Origin of the sequence: Bacillus stercoris, from assembly GCF_029772985.1 — a bacterium.
Lineage (GTDB): Bacteria > Bacillota > Bacilli > Bacillales > Bacillaceae > Bacillus > Bacillus stercoris.
This window is the reverse complement of record NZ_CP121861.1, coordinates 4,229,604-4,246,671: the sequence shown is the minus strand read 5'-3', so window position 1 is coordinate 4,246,671 and position 17,068 is coordinate 4,229,604. Positions and strand designations below refer to the sequence as shown.

The window sequence follows — 17,068 nt, the reverse complement described above, 5'->3', positions numbered from 1 at the left end:
GAAATGCTAATAAAATCGGTATTTGTTTTTGGATGTGGTTTTCTTAATTAGAAACCCTTTTTTCTTTTGTCTTGTAAAAGTATTTCTTTCTTTGGATGAAATGCTTATTACACATATAATACGCATGATTTGAGGGGTGAATCAGTTGACAGGTCAACTAGTTCAGTATGGACGACACCGCCAGCGCAGAAGCTATGCTCGCATTAGCGAAGTGTTAGAATTACCAAATCTCATTGAAATTCAAACCTCTTCTTATCAGTGGTTTCTTGATGAGGGTCTTAGAGAGATGTTTCAAGACATATCACCAATTGAGGATTTCACTGGTAACCTCTCTCTTGAGTTCATTGATTATAGTTTAGGTGAGCCTAAATATCCTGTAGAGGAATCAAAAGAACGTGATGTGACTTACTCAGCTCCGCTAAGAGTGAAGGTTCGTTTAATTAACAAAGAAACTGGAGAGGTAAAAGACCAAGATGTCTTCATGGGTGATTTCCCTATTATGACAGATACAGGTACTTTTATCATTAACGGTGCGGAACGCGTTATCGTTTCCCAGCTTGTTCGGTCTCCAAGTGTATATTTCAGTGGTAAAGTAGACAAGAACGGTAAAAAAGGTTTTACCGCAACTGTCATTCCAAACCGTGGCGCATGGTTAGAATACGAAACTGATGCGAAAGATGTTGTTTATGTCCGCATTGATCGCACACGTAAGTTGCCGGTTACGGTTCTTTTGCGTGCTCTCGGCTTCGGCTCCGATCAAGAGATTCTTGATCTCATAGGAGAAAACGAATACCTGAGAAATACGCTTGATAAAGATAACACAGAAAACAGCGACAAAGCGCTGCTTGAAATTTACGAGCGTCTCCGTCCTGGAGAGCCGCCTACAGTAGAAAATGCGAAAAGCTTGCTTGATTCTCGTTTCTTTGATCCGAAACGATACGATCTTGCCAATGTAGGACGCTATAAAATTAATAAAAAACTTCATATTAAGAATCGCCTCTTCAATCAGAGACTTGCTGAAACGCTCGTTGATCCTGAAACAGGAGAAATCCTTGCTGAAAAAGGTCAGATTCTTGATAGAAGAACACTTGATAAAGTACTGCCATACTTAGAAAACGGAATCGGTTTCAGAAAGCTGTATCCGAATGGCGGTGTTGTTGAAGATGAAGTGACTCTTCAATCCATTAAAATCTTTGCTCCGACTGATCAAGAAGGAGAACAGGTTATTAATGTAATCGGCAATGCTTACATTGAAGAAGAGATTAAAAACATCACGCCTGCTGATATTATTTCTTCAATCAGCTACTTCTTCAACCTGCTGCACGGAGTAGGCGACACAGATGATATCGATCATCTTGGAAACCGCCGTTTACGTTCTGTAGGCGAGCTTCTCCAGAACCAATTCCGTATCGGTTTAAGCCGTATGGAGCGTGTGGTTCGTGAGAGAATGTCAATTCAAGATACGAATACAATTACGCCTCAGCAGCTGATCAATATTCGTCCTGTTATTGCGTCCATTAAAGAGTTCTTTGGAAGCTCACAGCTTTCTCAATTCATGGATCAGACGAACCCGCTTGCTGAATTAACGCATAAGCGCCGTCTGTCAGCATTAGGACCGGGCGGATTGACACGTGAGCGTGCCGGAATGGAAGTGCGTGACGTTCACTACTCCCACTATGGCCGTATGTGTCCGATTGAAACGCCTGAGGGCCCGAACATCGGTTTGATCAACTCACTATCATCTTATGCAAAAGTAAACCGTTTTGGCTTTATTGAAACGCCATATCGCCGCGTTGACCCTGAAACAGGGAAGGTAACGGGCAGAATCGATTACTTAACTGCTGATGAAGAGGATAACTATGTTGTCGCTCAAGCGAACGCTCGTCTTGATGACGAAGGCGCCTTTATTGATGACAGCATCGTAGCTCGTTTCCGCGGGGAGAACACCGTTGTTTCCAGAAACCGTGTAGACTACATGGATGTATCGCCTAAGCAGGTTGTATCTGCTGCGACAGCATGTATCCCGTTCTTAGAAAACGATGACTCCAACCGTGCCCTCATGGGAGCGAACATGCAACGTCAGGCTGTGCCTTTGATGCAGCCGGAAGCGCCATTCGTTGGAACTGGTATGGAATACGTATCAGGAAAAGACTCTGGTGCCGCTGTTATTTGTAAACACCCTGGTATCGTTGAACGTGTAGAAGCGAAAAACGTTTGGGTTCGCCGTTATGAAGAAGTAGACGGTCAAAAAGTAAAAGGAAACCTGGATAAATACAGCCTGCTGAAATTTGTCCGCTCTAACCAAGGTACGTGCTACAACCAGCGTCCGATCGTAAGTGTCGGCGATGAAGTTGTAAAAGGAGAAATCCTTGCTGACGGTCCTTCTATGGAGCTTGGTGAACTTGCACTTGGCCGTAACGTAATGGTCGGCTTCATGACATGGGATGGCTACAACTATGAGGATGCCATCATCATGAGTGAACGTCTTGTGAAGGATGATGTTTATACATCTATCCACATTGAAGAATATGAATCAGAAGCACGTGATACGAAACTTGGACCTGAAGAGATCACTCGCGATATTCCAAACGTCGGTGAAGATGCGCTTCGCAATCTTGATGACCGCGGAATCATCCGTATCGGGGCAGAAGTAAAAGACGGAGATCTTCTTGTTGGTAAAGTAACGCCTAAAGGCGTAACTGAACTGACTGCAGAAGAACGCCTGCTTCACGCCATCTTTGGCGAGAAAGCCCGCGAGGTTCGTGATACTTCTCTTCGTGTGCCTCACGGCGGCGGAGGAATTATCCATGACGTTAAAGTCTTCAACCGTGAAGACGGAGACGAACTTCCTCCAGGTGTGAACCAGTTAGTACGCGTATATATCGTTCAGAAACGTAAGATTTCTGAAGGGGATAAAATGGCCGGTCGTCACGGTAACAAAGGTGTTATCTCTAAGATTCTTCCTGAAGAGGATATGCCTTACCTTCCTGACGGCACACCAATTGATATCATGCTTAACCCGCTGGGCGTACCATCACGTATGAACATCGGGCAGGTATTAGAACTTCATATGGGTATGGCCGCTCGTTACCTCGGCATTCACATTGCATCTCCTGTATTTGACGGAGCGCGAGAAGAGGATGTCTGGGAAACACTTGAAGAAGCCGGCATGTCTCGTGACGCCAAAACAGTGCTTTACGACGGACGTACTGGAGAGCCGTTTGATAACCGTGTATCTGTCGGTATCATGTATATGATCAAACTGGCTCACATGGTTGACGATAAACTTCATGCGCGTTCTACAGGCCCTTACTCACTTGTTACGCAGCAGCCTCTTGGCGGTAAAGCTCAATTTGGCGGACAGCGTTTCGGTGAGATGGAGGTTTGGGCACTTGAAGCTTACGGTGCGGCTTACACTCTTCAAGAAATTCTGACTGTTAAGTCTGATGACGTGGTTGGACGTGTGAAAACATACGAAGCCATCGTTAAAGGCGACAATGTTCCTGAACCAGGTGTTCCGGAATCATTCAAAGTATTAATCAAAGAACTTCAAAGCTTAGGTATGGATGTCAAAATCCTTTCTGGTGATGAAGAAGAAATAGAAATGAGAGATTTAGAAGACGAAGAAGATGCGAAACAAGCTGACGGCCTGGCATTATCAGGTGATGAAGAGCCGGAAGAAACAGCATCTGCAGACGTTGAACGTGATGTAGTAACAAAAGAATAATCTCTAGTTATAAAGGCAAGTGACATCGGTTAATCCGAAGATAAAAAGGGAGGTAGGCCCCTTGCTAGATGTGAACAATTTTGAGTATATGAACATCGGTCTTGCTTCACCGGATAAAATCCGTTCATGGTCTTTTGGTGAAGTGAAAAAGCCTGAAACGATAAACTATCGTACGTTAAAACCTGAAAAGGACGGTCTATTCTGCGAACGCATTTTCGGACCGACTAAGGACTGGGAATGTCATTGCGGGAAGTACAAGCGAGTTCGTTATAAAGGCGTAGTTTGTGACCGCTGCGGAGTCGAAGTAACACGGGCTAAAGTCCGTCGTGAGAGAATGGGGCACATTGAACTGGCTGCCCCAGTTTCCCACATTTGGTATTTCAAAGGTATTCCAAGCCGTATGGGTCTTGTGCTGGATATGTCACCTCGTGCTTTAGAAGAAGTGATTTACTTTGCTTCTTACGTTGTAACTGACCCGGCAAATACACCGCTTGAAAAGAAACAGCTTCTGTCTGAGAAAGAATACCGTGCTTATCTTGATAAATACGGTAATAAATTCCAAGCATCTATGGGTGCTGAAGCAATTCATAAACTTCTTCAAGATATCGATCTTGTAAAAGAAGTTGATATGTTAAAAGAAGAGCTGAAAACTTCACAAGGACAACGACGTACTCGTGCGATCAAACGTCTTGAAGTTTTAGAAGCCTTCCGTAACTCAGGAAACAAGCCTTCTTGGATGATCCTTGATGTGCTTCCTGTTATTCCTCCGGAGCTTAGACCGATGGTTCAGCTAGATGGCGGACGTTTTGCGACTTCTGATTTGAACGATCTTTATCGTCGTGTCATCAACCGTAACAATCGTTTGAAACGCCTTCTGGACCTTGGTGCGCCAAGCATCATCGTTCAAAACGAAAAGCGTATGCTTCAAGAGGCTGTCGATGCCTTAATTGACAACGGCCGCCGCGGACGCCCTGTAACAGGTCCTGGTAACAGACCGTTAAAATCTCTTTCTCACATGTTGAAAGGGAAGCAAGGCCGTTTCCGTCAAAACCTTCTTGGTAAACGTGTCGATTACTCCGGACGTTCTGTAATCGTTGTTGGTCCTCATTTGAAAATGTACCAATGCGGATTACCGAAGGAAATGGCGCTTGAACTCTTCAAGCCTTTCGTTATGAAAGAACTTGTTGAAAAGGGTCTTGCTCACAACATTAAGAGTGCGAAACGCAAAATTGAGCGCGTACAGCCTGAAGTTTGGGATGTATTAGAATCAGTTATTAAGGAGCACCCAGTACTGCTGAACCGTGCCCCTACACTTCACAGATTAGGTATTCAGGCGTTTGAACCAACGCTTGTTGAAGGACGCGCAATCCGCCTTCACCCGCTCGTATGTACAGCTTACAACGCTGACTTTGACGGTGACCAAATGGCGGTTCACGTACCATTATCTGCTGAAGCACAAGCTGAAGCACGCATCTTGATGCTTGCGGCTCAAAACATCTTGAACCCTAAAGATGGTAAACCGGTTGTAACTCCGTCTCAGGATATGGTACTTGGTAACTATTACCTGACACTTGAGCGTGCCGGTGCTGTCGGTGAAGGTATGGTCTTCAAGAATACAGACGAAGCGCTTCTTGCTTATCAAAACGGATATGTTCACCTTCATACGAGAGTAGCTGTTGCAGCTAACTCCCTTAAGAATGTGACATTTACCGAAGAACAGCGCTCAAAATTGTTAATTACAACTGTCGGTAAGCTTGTCTTCAATGAAATTCTTCCGGAATCATTCCCTTACATGAATGAACCAACGAAGAGCAACATTGAAGAGAAAACACCTGACCGTTTCTTCTTGGAAAAAGGTGCTGACGTTAAAGCTGTCATCGCACAGCAGCCAATCAATGCACCGTTCAAAAAAGGTATTCTGGGTAAAATCATCGCGGAAATCTTTAAACGATTCCATATCACGGAAACGTCTAAAATGCTTGACCGCATGAAAAACCTAGGTTTCAAATATTCAACAAAAGCTGGTATTACAGTTGGGGTTTCTGACATCGTCGTACTCGATGATAAACAAGAAATTCTTGAAGAAGCACAAAGCAAAGTTGACAACGTTATGAAGCAGTTCCGCCGCGGTCTTATCACTGAAGAAGAACGCTATGAGAGAGTCATCTCTATCTGGAGTGCTGCAAAAGACGTGATCCAAGGCAAACTGATGAAATCACTTGATGAACTCAACCCGATCTACATGATGAGTGACTCTGGTGCCCGTGGTAACGCATCTAACTTTACGCAGCTTGCCGGAATGCGCGGTCTGATGGCCAACCCGGCTGGACGTATCATTGAGTTGCCGATCAAATCAAGTTTCCGTGAAGGTCTGACAGTATTGGAGTACTTTATCTCCACACACGGTGCGCGTAAAGGTCTTGCCGATACCGCTCTTAAAACTGCTGACTCAGGTTACCTTACACGCCGTCTCGTTGACGTTGCGCAGGATGTTATCATCCGTGAAACTGATTGCGGAACTGACCGAGGCATTCTTGCTAAGCCTCTTAAAGAAGGAACTGAAACAATTGAGCGCTTAGAAGAACGCTTAATCGGCCGTTTTGCCCGAAAACAAGTGAAGCACCCTGAAACAGGTGAAGTGCTTGTGAATGAAAACGAACTAATCGATGAAGATAAGGCGCTGGAGATTGTCGAAGCTGGCATTGAAGAAGTGTGGATCCGTTCTGCCTTCACATGTAATACGCCTCATGGTGTATGTAAACGATGCTATGGCCGAAATCTTGCAACTGGCTCCGATGTTGAAGTCGGTGAAGCTGTCGGAATCATTGCTGCCCAATCAATCGGTGAGCCTGGTACACAGTTAACAATGCGTACCTTCCATACAGGCGGGGTTGCCGGAGACGATATCACACAGGGTCTTCCGCGTATCCAAGAGCTTTTCGAAGCGCGTAATCCGAAAGGTCAGGCAACAATTACAGAAATCGACGGTACAGTCGTTGAGATTAATGAAGTTCGTGATAAGCAGCAGGAAATTGTGGTTCAAGGCGCAGTGGAAACACGTTCTTATACGGCACCTTACAACTCCCGCCTGAAAGTAGCGGAAGGAGATAAAATTACTCGTGGCCAAGTACTGACAGAAGGTTCAATCGATCCGAAAGAACTTCTTAAAGTGACTGACCTGACGACTGTTCAAGAGTATCTTCTCCATGAGGTTCAAAAGGTTTACCGTATGCAGGGTGTTGAAATCGGTGATAAACACGTAGAAGTAATGGTTCGCCAGATGCTTCGTAAAGTACGCGTAATTGATGCCGGTGACACTGATGTGCTTCCAGGTACATTGCTTGACATCCACCAATTTACTGAAGCGAACAAAAAGGTGTTGCTCGAAGGCAATCGACCTGCTACAGGCCGTCCTGTCTTACTCGGTATTACAAAAGCATCTCTTGAAACTGATTCATTCTTATCTGCTGCTTCCTTCCAGGAAACAACGCGTGTCCTTACAGATGCAGCGATCAAAGGTAAGCGTGACGAGCTTCTCGGCTTGAAAGAGAATGTTATCATCGGTAAACTTGTTCCAGCTGGTACAGGAATGATGAAATACCGTAAAGTAAAACCAGTATCAAATGTTCAGCCGACTGACGATATGGTTCCGGTTGAATAACTGATTTCATTCTGCTGAAAGACTGTTTTTGCAGTCTTTCAGCAGATATATTTATTAAAAAGGCACTCTATGAGAAGATAGAAACTAAAAAATGTCATACCTTGTTGACATTCGTCTCCTAGAATGATAATATAACCAAGGTGCTCGAAATAAACCTGTTACTTTGGAGGATATGTTTATGTCTTATGATAAAGTATCACAGGCCAAATCAATTATTATTGGTACGAAGCAAACAGTGAAAGCTCTAAAGCGAGGTTCAGTAAAGGAAGTAGTCGTTGCAAAGGACGCAGATCCGATACTTACGTCAAGTGTTGTTTCACTTGCGAAAGATCAAGGTATCTCTGTCTTAATGGTTGAATCCATGAAAAAGCTCGGCAAAGCCTGCGGAATTGAGGTAGGAGCAGCCGCTGTTGCCATTATTTTATAACGTACTTTTGTTTTTGCGTAAGATTCCATCTTGTGTAAAGACATTGTTTTTTGCCTTTTGATGAACCACCTGGGTATGTGGGTTATAAAACGTAATGAAGGGAGGAAAAAATCATGCCTACAATTAATCAGCTAATTCGCAAAGGACGCGTGAGTAAAGTAGAAAACTCAAAGTCTCCTGCACTTAACAAAGGATACAACAGCTTTAAAAAAGAGCACACTAACGTATCTTCTCCACAAAAACGCGGGGTATGTACTCGTGTTGGTACAATGACACCGAAAAAACCGAACTCAGCACTTCGTAAATATGCTCGTGTTCGTTTGACTAACGGAATCGAGGTTACTGCTTACATTCCTGGTATCGGTCACAACCTGCAAGAGCACAGTGTTGTACTTATCCGCGGTGGACGTGTAAAAGACTTACCAGGGGTACGTTACCACATCGTTCGTGGTGCGCTTGATACTGCTGGAGTTGAAAACCGTGCACAAGGCCGTTCTAAATACGGTACGAAAAAACCTAAAGCAAAATAATAAACGAAAATACGCATAATTGATGAAGGGAGGATATTCAGATGCCACGTAAAGGTCCTGTAGCAAAAAGAGACGTTTTACCTGATCCGATTTACAACTCTAAGCTTGTATCTCGTCTAATCAACAAAATGATGATCGATGGTAAAAAAGGTAAGTCTCAAACAATCCTATACAAGTCATTCGATATCATTAAAGAACGTACTGGCAATGATGCAATGGAGGTTTTCGAACAAGCATTGAAAAACATCATGCCTGTACTTGAAGTAAAAGCACGCCGTGTAGGTGGTGCGAACTACCAAGTTCCTGTAGAAGTTCGTCCTGAACGTCGTACGACTCTTGGACTTCGCTGGTTAGTAAACTACGCTCGTCTTCGTGGAGAAAAAACGATGGAAGAGCGTTTAGCTAACGAAATCCTTGACGCAGCTAACAACACTGGTGCTGCTGTTAAGAAACGTGAAGATACTCATAAGATGGCTGAAGCAAACAAAGCATTTGCTCACTATCGTTGGTAGGATTTATATACTAAAAAACACAATTTCCCAATAAGGAAGGAGAAATTACCCAATGGCAAGAGAGTTCTCCTTAGACAAAACTCGTAATATCGGGATCATGGCTCACATTGATGCCGGTAAAACGACTACTACAGAACGTATCTTGTTCTATACTGGTCGTATCCATAAAATTGGTGAAACTCATGAAGGAGCTTCACAAATGGACTGGATGGAGCAGGAACAAGAACGTGGTATCACAATCACTTCCGCTGCGACAACTGCACAGTGGAAAGGATACCGCGTAAACATCATCGATACTCCAGGACACGTAGACTTCACAGTTGAAGTTGAACGTTCTCTTCGTGTACTTGATGGTGCTGTTGCTGTACTTGACGCGCAATCAGGCGTTGAGCCTCAAACAGAAACTGTTTGGCGTCAGGCAACAACTTACGGAGTACCGCGTATCGTTTTTGTTAACAAAATGGACAAAATCGGTGCAGACTTCCTTTACTCTGTAGGAACTTTAAGAGATCGTCTTCAAGCAAACGCTCATGCAATTCAATTGCCGATCGGTGCTGAAGATAATTTCGAAGGTATCATCGACCTTGTAGAAAACGTTGCGTATTTCTACGAAGATGACCTCGGAACTCGTTCTGATGCAAAAGAAATCCCTGAAGAGTATAAAGAGCAAGCTGAAGAGCTTCGCAACAGCCTTATTGAAGCTGTATGTGAGCTTGATGAAGAGCTTATGGATAAATACCTTGAGGGTGAAGAAATCACAATTGACGAGTTAAAAGCAGGTATCCGTAAAGGTACATTAAATGTTGAATTCTACCCTGTTCTTGTTGGTTCTGCCTTCAAAAACAAAGGTGTTCAACTCGTACTTGATGCTGTTCTTGACTACCTTCCTGCACCAACTGACGTTGCTGCAATCAAAGGTACACGTCCTGATACAAATGAAGAGATTGAGCGTCATTCTTCTGACGAAGAGCCATTCTCTGCATTAGCATTTAAAGTTATGACTGACCCTTACGTTGGTAAGTTGACGTTCTTCCGTGTGTACTCTGGAACACTTGATTCCGGTTCATACGTGAAAAACTCTACTAAAGGCAAACGTGAGCGTGTTGGACGTATTCTTCAAATGCACGCTAACAGCCGTGAAGAAATCTCTACTGTATACGCAGGGGATATCGCAGCTGCTGTAGGTCTAAAAGATACAACTACTGGAGATACTCTATGTGATGAGAAGGATCTTGTTATCCTTGAGTCAATGGAATTCCCAGAACCAGTTATCGACGTTGCTATTGAGCCTAAATCAAAAGCTGACCAAGATAAAATGGGTATCGCTTTAGCGAAACTTGCTGAAGAAGATCCTACATTCCGTACTCAAACAAATCCAGAAACTGGCCAAACGATCATCTCTGGTATGGGTGAACTTCACCTTGATATCATTGTTGACCGTATGAAGCGCGAATTTAAAGTAGAAGCCAATGTTGGTGCTCCTCAAGTTGCGTACCGTGAAACATTCCGTACCGGTGCAAAAGTTGAAGGTAAATTCGTACGTCAGTCTGGTGGACGCGGTCAGTTCGGACACGTTTGGATCGAATTCGAACCAAACGAAGAAGGCGCGGGCTTTGAATTTGAAAATGCGATTGTTGGTGGGGTCGTTCCTCGTGAATACATCCCAGCTGTTCAAGCAGGTCTGGAAGATGCACTTGAAAATGGTGTACTAGCAGGCTTCCCGCTTATCGACATTAAAGCTAAACTTTTCGACGGTTCTTACCATGATGTTGACTCAAACGAAATGGCATTTAAAGTAGCTGCTTCTATGGCATTGAAAAATGCAGTCAGCAAATGTAACCCAGTTCTTCTTGAACCAATCATGAAAGTAGAAGTGGTTATTCCAGAAGAATACATGGGAGATATCATGGGTGATATCACTTCACGTCGCGGACGCGTAGAAGGTATGGAAGCACGCGGTAACGCTCAAGTTGTTCGTGCTATGGTTCCTCTTGCTGAAATGTTCGGTTACGCTACTGCACTTCGTTCTAATACGCAAGGTCGCGGTACGTTCACTATGTTCATGGATCACTACGAAGAAGTGCCGAAGAGCGTTTCTGAAGAAATTATCAAAAAAAATAAAGGCGAATAATTGATTTTGCCGCTTAACTCAAGTATAACTACTATTGTAAGATGAGGAAGTGAAAGCTTTCTTTCACTTCCTATCACTCTATACATTACTAATTAAAAGCTCTTAAGGAGGATTTTAGAATGGCTAAAGAAAAATTCGACCGTTCCAAATCACATGCCAATATTGGTACAATTGGACACGTTGACCATGGTAAAACAACTTTAACTGCTGCTATCACAACAGTACTTCATAAGAAATCTGGTAAAGGTACAGCTATGGCGTACGATCAAATTGATGGTGCTCCAGAAGAACGTGAGCGCGGTATCACAATCTCTACTGCACACGTTGAGTACGAAACTGAAACTCGTCACTATGCACACGTTGACTGCCCAGGACACGCTGACTATGTTAAAAACATGATCACTGGTGCTGCGCAAATGGACGGAGCTATCCTTGTAGTATCTGCTGCTGATGGCCCAATGCCACAAACTCGTGAGCACATCCTTCTTTCTAAAAACGTTGGTGTACCATACATCGTTGTATTCTTAAACAAATGCGACATGGTAGACGACGAAGAGCTTCTTGAACTAGTTGAAATGGAAGTTCGCGATCTTCTTAGCGAATACGACTTCCCTGGTGATGATGTACCAGTAATCAAAGGTTCTGCTCTTAAAGCTCTTGAAGGTGACGCTGAGTACGAAGCTAAAATCTTCGAACTTATGGATGCGGTTGATGAGTACATCCCAACTCCAGAACGTGACACTGAAAAACCATTCATGATGCCAGTTGAGGACGTATTCTCAATCACTGGTCGTGGTACAGTAGCGACTGGCCGTGTAGAACGCGGACAAGTTAAAGTCGGTGACGAAGTTGAAATCATCGGTCTACAAGAAGAGAACAAGAAAACAACTGTTACAGGTGTTGAAATGTTCCGTAAGCTTCTTGATTATGCTGAAGCTGGTGACAACATTGGTGCCCTTCTTCGTGGTGTATCTCGTGAAGAAATCCAACGTGGTCAAGTACTTGCTAAACCAGGTACAATCACTCCACACAGCAAATTCAAAGCTGAAGTTTATGTTCTTTCTAAAGAAGAGGGTGGACGTCACACTCCATTCTTCTCTAACTACCGTCCTCAGTTCTACTTCCGTACAACTGACGTAACTGGTATCATCCATCTTCCAGAAGGCGTAGAAATGGTTATGCCTGGAGATAACACTGAAATGAACGTTGAACTTATCTCTACAATCGCTATCGAAGAAGGAACTCGTTTCTCTATTCGTGAAGGCGGACGTACTGTTGGTTCAGGCGTTGTTTCTACAATCACTGAGTAATAGTATGATTTTAAACGAGACCCCCTGTGGGTCTCGTTTTTTGTTTGCTTGTCTTTTTCTTGTATAATAGGATCTATCATATTCGAGGGGCTACTATCTATGATTCCTGAAAAGAGATCAATCGCAATCATGAAAGAACTGAGCATTGAAAATACAAAGCAAATGCTGATGATTAATGGAGCTGATATTGAAAATCCATTGCTGCTTTTTTTACATGGCGGGCCGGGTACGCCGCAAATCGGATACATTAGACATTATCAAAAAGAGCTGGAACGGTATTTCACTGTAGTTCATTGGGATCAGAGAGGATCAGGGCTTTCATATTCTAAACGAATTTCGCAACACTCCATGACAATAAATCACTTCATTAAAGATACAATCCATGTCACTCAATGGCTCTTAGATCACTTTTCAAAAACAAAACTATATCTGGCCGGTCATTCTTGGGGGTCAATGCTGGCGCTTCATGTAGTGCAGCAGCGCCCGGACTTGTTTTACGCTTATTATGGAATCAGTCAGGTTGTCAGCCCTCACGATGAAGAATCAACTGCTTATCGACATATTCGTAAAATTTCTGAAGCAAAGAAAGCCAGAATATTATCTTTGCTCACACGTTTCATTGGGGCTCCGCCTTGGAAGCAGGATATCCAGCATCTTATCTATCGATTTTGCGTTGAGGTAAGCAGAGGAGGATTCACTCGCCTGCATCGACATTCTCTTGCTGTTTTATTTCAAATGCTTACTGGTAATGAGTATGGTGTGCGAAACATTCATAGCGTCCTCAATGGACTGCGCTTCAGCAAAAAACATTTAACAGATGAGTTGTACAGGTTTAATGCATTTAGATCTGTTCCTTCTATTAAAGTACCGTGTGTTTTCATTTCAGGGAAACATGACTTAATTGTTCCAGCTGAAATATCGAAACAGTATTATCAAGAACTCGTGGCGCCCGAAAAGCGCTGGGTTCAATTTGTGAATTCAGCTCATACCCCGCATATTGAGGAGCCGTCATTATTCGCTAGTACACTAAGTCGTCATGCACGGTACCATTTATGATAGGTCCTTGATAAATAAGAAAAACCCCTGTATAATATAAAAAGTGTGCAAACCATGCATATTTTAAATAAGTCTTGCAACATACGCCTATTTTCTGTATAATGGTGTATGTTGGTCTTTGACTGCGATGAAGTGAGAGGTTGCTGACACACCCGGCCGCTTTGCCATGGCAAGGTGTTCAGGTTTTTCTCACGGAGAACTGTCTAACGTGATGTAGGCGAAAAGGAGGGAAAATAATGGCAAAACAAAAAATTCGTATTCGTTTGAAAGCATATGATCATAGAATCCTTGATCAATCTGCAGAGAAGATTGTTGAAACGGCAAAACGTTCTGGTGCCAGCGTATCTGGTCCGATTCCGTTGCCAACTGAAAAATCAGTTTACACAATCCTTCGTGCGGTGCACAAATACAAAGATTCTCGTGAGCAATTTGAAATGCGTACACATAAACGTTTAATCGACATTGTGAACCCAACACCACAAACTGTTGATGCTCTTATGCGATTAGACTTACCATCTGGTGTCGATATCGAAATTAAACTTTAATTCTAAAATATAGAATGATCTTAATAGGAGGTGTGACGAATGACCAAAGGAATCTTAGGAAGAAAAATTGGTATGACGCAAGTATTCGCTGAGAACGGTGATCTTATTCCGGTAACTGTTATCGAGGCTGCTCCAAACGTTGTTCTTCAAAAGAAAACAGCTGAAAACGACGGTTACGAAGCAATCCAGCTTGGTTTTGACGACAAGCGTGAAAAGCTTTCTAACAAACCTGAAAAAGGGCACGTTGCAAAAGCGGAAACTGCTCCTAAGCGCTTCGTTAAAGAATTACGCGGAGTGGAAATGGATGCGTATGAAGTTGGTCAGGAAGTCAAGGTTGAAATTTTCTCTGCTGGAGAAATCGTAGATGTAACAGGAGTATCTAAAGGTAAAGGTTTCCAAGGTGCGATCAAGCGCCACGGACAATCTCGCGGACCTATGTCTCACGGTTCACGCTACCACCGTCGTCCTGGTTCAATGGGACCTGTAGATCCTAACCGTGTATTCAAAGGTAAATTATTACCTGGACGTATGGGCGGAGAGCAAATCACTGTTCAAAACCTTGAAATCGTAAAAGTTGATGCAGAACGCAATCTTCTTTTGATCAAAGGTAACGTACCTGGTGCGAAGAAAACTTTAATCACTGTTAAAAGTGCTGTTAAATCTAAATAACTCTCTTAGGAAAGGAGGAAATTGATCATGCCAAAAGTAGCATTATACAACCAAAACGGTTCTACTGCTGGTGACATCGAATTAAATGCTTCTGTATTTGGTATCGAACCAAATGAGAGTGTTGTATTCGACGCTATTCTTATGCAAAGAGCTTCCTTACGTCAAGGAACTCACAAAGTAAAAAATCGTTCTGAAGTACGCGGCGGAGGTCGTAAACCATGGCGTCAAAAAGGTACTGGACGTGCCCGTCAAGGTTCAATCCGTTCACCGCAATGGCGCGGAGGTGGTGTCGTATTCGGCCCAACACCACGCAGCTATTCTTATAAATTACCTAAAAAAGTTCGCCGCTTGGCAATCAAATCAGTATTGTCTTCTAAAGTGATCGACAACAACATCATCGTTCTTGAAGATCTTACTCTTGATACGGCTAAAACAAAAGAAATGGCAGCTATCCTTAAAGGATTATCTGTTGAGAAAAAAGCTTTAATCGTAACTGCGGATGCAAACGAAGCAGTAGCATTATCTGCTCGTAACATTCCTGGAGTTACTGTTGTTGAAGCTAACGGAATCAACGTTTTAGACGTTGTCAACCACGAGAAGCTTCTGATTACAAAAGCAGCGGTTGAAAAAGTAGAGGAGGTGCTTGCATAATGAAAGATCCTCGTGATGTTCTAAAGCGCCCCGTCATTACTGAACGTTCTGCTGATTTAATGACTGAAAAGAAATATACTTTTGAAGTTGATGTAAGAGCTAACAAAACAGAAGTGAAAGACGCGGTTGAAAGCATCTTTGGAGTGAAAGTTGACAAAGTCAACATCATGAACTACAAAGGCAAATCAAAACGTGTTGGACGCTACACTGGTATGACTAGCCGTCGCAGAAAAGCGATCGTAAAACTTACTGCAGACAGCAAAGAAATCGAAATTTTTGAAGCTTAATTATCTGTAAAAAGAAGGAGGGAAATTCAAAATGGCGATTAAAAAGTATAAACCGACCTCTAATGGACGTCGTGGCATGACAACTTCAGATTTTGCTGAAATCACGACTGACAAGCCGGAAAAATCCTTGCTTGCTCCCCTTCACAAAAAAGGCGGACGTAACAACCAAGGTAAATTGACTGTACGTCACCAAGGTGGCGGACATAAACGCCAATACCGTGTTATCGACTTCAAACGCGATAAAGATGGTATACCTGGACGCGTTGCTACAGTTGAATACGATCCAAACCGTTCAGCTAACATCGCTCTAATCAACTATGCAGACGGAGAAAAACGTTACATTCTTGCTCCTAAAGGAATTCAAGTAGGTACTGAAATCATGTCAGGTCCTGAAGCTGACATTAAAGTAGGTAATGCACTTCCACTTATCAACATCCCTGTTGGTACAGTTGTGCATAACATTGAATTAAAACCTGGTAAAGGCGGACAGCTTGTACGTTCAGCTGGTACATCTGCTCAGGTTCTTGGTAAAGAAGGTAAATACGTTCTTGTACGTCTTAACTCTGGTGAAGTTCGCATGATCCTTTCTGCTTGCCGTGCTTCTATCGGTCAAGTAGGTAACGAACAGCACGAACTTATCAACATTGGTAAAGCTGGACGTTCTCGCTGGAAAGGCATCCGTCCTACAGTTCGTGGTTCTGTAATGAACCCTAACGATCACCCACACGGTGGTGGTGAAGGACGTGCGCCAATCGGACGTAAATCACCAATGTCTCCATGGGGTAAACCAACTCTTGGATTCAAGACTCGTAAGAAAAAGAACAAATCCGATAAATTTATCGTACGTCGTCGTAAAAATAAATAACGGGGTTGTCTACGGTTCTTTTCGGACCGTAGTGCAATCACGAAGGGAGGTTCCAAAATGGCTCGCAGCTTAAAAAAAGGACCATTTGTCGATGGACACTTGATGACTAAAATCGAGAAATTAAATGAAACAGACAAGAAACAAGTCGTAAAAACTTGGTCTCGTCGTTCTACTATTTTCCCACAGTTTATTGGTCACACAATCGCAGTCTATGACGGACGTAAACACGTGCCTGTATTCATCTCTGAAGATATGGTAGGGCACAAGTTGGGTGAATTCGCTCCAACTCGTACGTACAAAGGTCATGCTAGTGATGACAAAAAAACAAGACGCTAAGAGAGGAGGCTTTTAAATGCAAGCTAAAGCTGTTGCAAGAACAGTCCGTATTGCTCCTCGTAAAGCACGTCTAGTAATGGACCTGATTCGAGGCAAGCAAGTAGGTGAGGCAGTATCAATCTTGAACCTTACACCAAGAGCTGCTTCTCCAATTATCGAGAAAGTATTAAAATCCGCTATTGCAAATGCTGAGCATAACTATGAAATGGACGTTAACAACTTGGTTATTTCTCAAGCATTCGTTGACGAAGGCCCTACGTTAAAAAGATTCCGCCCACGTGCTATGGGACGTGCGAGCCAAATCAACAAACGTACGAGCCACATTACAATCGTTGTATCAGAAAAGAAGGAGGGATAAGTA

General features: G+C 43.2%; 15 protein-coding genes. All 15 read left to right on the top strand.

Going from position 1 to position 17,068, the window contains the following annotated elements; all coding sequences use genetic code 11:
* Nucleotides 1–145 precede the first annotated feature (145 nt).
* The 15 genes from rpoB to rplV all read left to right on the top strand — a co-directional run bounded on the left by rpoB (nucleotide 146) and on the right by rplV (nucleotide 17,065).
* A complete protein-coding gene (rpoB, locus tag QA442_RS21910) occupies nucleotides 146–3,727 on the top strand; it encodes a DNA-directed RNA polymerase subunit beta (RefSeq protein ID WP_009966326.1) in 3,582 nt (1,193 codons plus the stop codon).
* A 61-nt stretch (nucleotides 3,728–3,788) separates the two neighbouring features.
* Nucleotides 3,789–7,388, top strand: coding sequence for a DNA-directed RNA polymerase subunit beta' (rpoC, locus tag QA442_RS21905; RefSeq protein ID WP_004399688.1), 3,600 nt, complete (start codon nucleotides 3,789–3,791; stop codon nucleotides 7,386–7,388).
* A gap of 178 nt (nucleotides 7,389–7,566) precedes the next feature.
* On the top strand, nucleotides 7,567–7,815 hold the full coding sequence (locus QA442_RS21900; RefSeq protein ID WP_095432285.1) for a 50S ribosomal protein L7ae-like protein: 249 nt from the start codon (nucleotides 7,567–7,569) through the stop codon (nucleotides 7,813–7,815).
* A 113-nt stretch (nucleotides 7,816–7,928) separates the two neighbouring features.
* On the top strand, nucleotides 7,929–8,345 hold the full coding sequence (gene rpsL, locus QA442_RS21895; RefSeq protein WP_003225781.1) for a 30S ribosomal protein S12: 417 nt from the start codon (nucleotides 7,929–7,931) through the stop codon (nucleotides 8,343–8,345).
* A 41-nt stretch (nucleotides 8,346–8,386) separates the two neighbouring features.
* Nucleotides 8,387–8,857: a 30S ribosomal protein S7 gene (gene rpsG / locus QA442_RS21890; RefSeq protein WP_003225784.1), complete on the top strand. Its 471-nt coding sequence runs from the start codon at nucleotides 8,387–8,389 to the stop codon at nucleotides 8,855–8,857.
* Nucleotides 8,858–8,909: 52 nt separating this feature from the next.
* Entirely contained in the window at nucleotides 8,910–10,988 is a 2,079-nt protein-coding gene (gene fusA / locus QA442_RS21885) for an elongation factor G (protein WP_014662529.1), read from the top strand.
* A 119-nt stretch (nucleotides 10,989–11,107) separates the two neighbouring features.
* The gene (gene tuf / locus QA442_RS21880) at nucleotides 11,108–12,298 is read left to right on the top strand and encodes an elongation factor Tu (RefSeq protein ID WP_003242008.1); all 1,191 of its coding nucleotides are present in this window, start codon (nucleotides 11,108–11,110) and stop codon (nucleotides 12,296–12,298) included.
* A 99-nt stretch (nucleotides 12,299–12,397) separates the two neighbouring features.
* Nucleotides 12,398–13,354 (top strand): alpha/beta fold hydrolase, encoded by a 957-nt coding sequence (locus tag QA442_RS21875; protein ID WP_095432286.1) that lies wholly within the window; start codon nucleotides 12,398–12,400, stop codon nucleotides 13,352–13,354.
* A gap of 236 nt (nucleotides 13,355–13,590) precedes the next feature.
* The gene (gene rpsJ, locus QA442_RS21870) at nucleotides 13,591–13,899 is read left to right on the top strand and encodes a 30S ribosomal protein S10 (protein WP_003156464.1); all 309 of its coding nucleotides are present in this window, start codon (nucleotides 13,591–13,593) and stop codon (nucleotides 13,897–13,899) included.
* A gap of 39 nt (nucleotides 13,900–13,938) precedes the next feature.
* Complete coding sequence (gene rplC, locus QA442_RS21865; protein ID WP_014662531.1) at nucleotides 13,939–14,568, top strand: 50S ribosomal protein L3; 630 nt, start codon at nucleotides 13,939–13,941, stop codon at nucleotides 14,566–14,568.
* Nucleotides 14,569–14,595: 27 nt separating this feature from the next.
* Nucleotides 14,596–15,219, top strand: coding sequence for a 50S ribosomal protein L4 (gene rplD, locus QA442_RS21860; RefSeq protein ID WP_004399658.1), 624 nt, complete (start codon nucleotides 14,596–14,598; stop codon nucleotides 15,217–15,219).
* A complete protein-coding gene (rplW, locus tag QA442_RS21855; protein WP_003156467.1) occupies nucleotides 15,219–15,506 on the top strand; it encodes a 50S ribosomal protein L23 in 288 nt (95 codons plus the stop codon). The genes rplD and rplW overlap by 1 nt, the downstream gene beginning before the upstream one ends.
* A 31-nt stretch (nucleotides 15,507–15,537) precedes the next feature.
* Nucleotides 15,538–16,371, top strand: a complete 834-nt coding sequence (gene rplB, locus QA442_RS21850; RefSeq protein ID WP_003225795.1) for a 50S ribosomal protein L2 — start codon at nucleotides 15,538–15,540, stop codon at nucleotides 16,369–16,371.
* A 57-nt stretch (nucleotides 16,372–16,428) separates the two neighbouring features.
* Nucleotides 16,429–16,707, top strand: coding sequence for a 30S ribosomal protein S19 (gene rpsS, locus QA442_RS21845; protein ID WP_003156472.1), 279 nt, complete (start codon nucleotides 16,429–16,431; stop codon nucleotides 16,705–16,707).
* Nucleotides 16,708–16,723: 16 nt separating this feature from the next.
* Nucleotides 16,724–17,065 carry a 50S ribosomal protein L22 gene (gene rplV / locus QA442_RS21840; protein WP_014662532.1) on the top strand — a complete coding sequence of 114 codons (342 nt, stop codon included), beginning with the start codon at nucleotides 16,724–16,726 and terminating at the stop codon, nucleotides 17,063–17,065.
* The last annotated feature ends 3 nt before the right edge of the window (nucleotides 17,066–17,068 follow it).

Bases quoted from the DNA above. Each gene is read 5' to 3' on its own strand.
- rpsJ (WP_003156464.1), top strand. From the start codon at position 13,591: ATGGCAAAACAAAAAATTCGTATTCGTTTGAAAGCATATGATCATAGA.
- QA442_RS21900 (WP_095432285.1), top strand. From the start codon at position 7,567: ATGTCTTATGATAAAGTATCACAGGCCAAATCAATTATTATTGGTACG.
- rplW (WP_003156467.1), top strand. From the start codon at position 15,219: ATGAAAGATCCTCGTGATGTTCTAAAGCGCCCCGTCATTACTGAACGT.
- rplD (WP_004399658.1), top strand. From the start codon at position 14,596: ATGCCAAAAGTAGCATTATACAACCAAAACGGTTCTACTGCTGGTGAC.
- rplB (WP_003225795.1), top strand. From the start codon at position 15,538: ATGGCGATTAAAAAGTATAAACCGACCTCTAATGGACGTCGTGGCATG.
- rpsS (WP_003156472.1), top strand. From the start codon at position 16,429: ATGGCTCGCAGCTTAAAAAAAGGACCATTTGTCGATGGACACTTGATG.
- rplC (WP_014662531.1), top strand. From the start codon at position 13,939: ATGACCAAAGGAATCTTAGGAAGAAAAATTGGTATGACGCAAGTATTC.
- rpsG (WP_003225784.1), top strand. From the start codon at position 8,387: ATGCCACGTAAAGGTCCTGTAGCAAAAAGAGACGTTTTACCTGATCCG.
- tuf (WP_003242008.1), top strand. From the start codon at position 11,108: ATGGCTAAAGAAAAATTCGACCGTTCCAAATCACATGCCAATATTGGT.
- QA442_RS21875 (WP_095432286.1), top strand. From the start codon at position 12,398: ATGATTCCTGAAAAGAGATCAATCGCAATCATGAAAGAACTGAGCATT.
- fusA (WP_014662529.1), top strand. From the start codon at position 8,910: ATGGCAAGAGAGTTCTCCTTAGACAAAACTCGTAATATCGGGATCATG.
- rplV (WP_014662532.1), top strand. From the start codon at position 16,724: ATGCAAGCTAAAGCTGTTGCAAGAACAGTCCGTATTGCTCCTCGTAAA.
- rpsL (WP_003225781.1), top strand. From the start codon at position 7,929: ATGCCTACAATTAATCAGCTAATTCGCAAAGGACGCGTGAGTAAAGTA.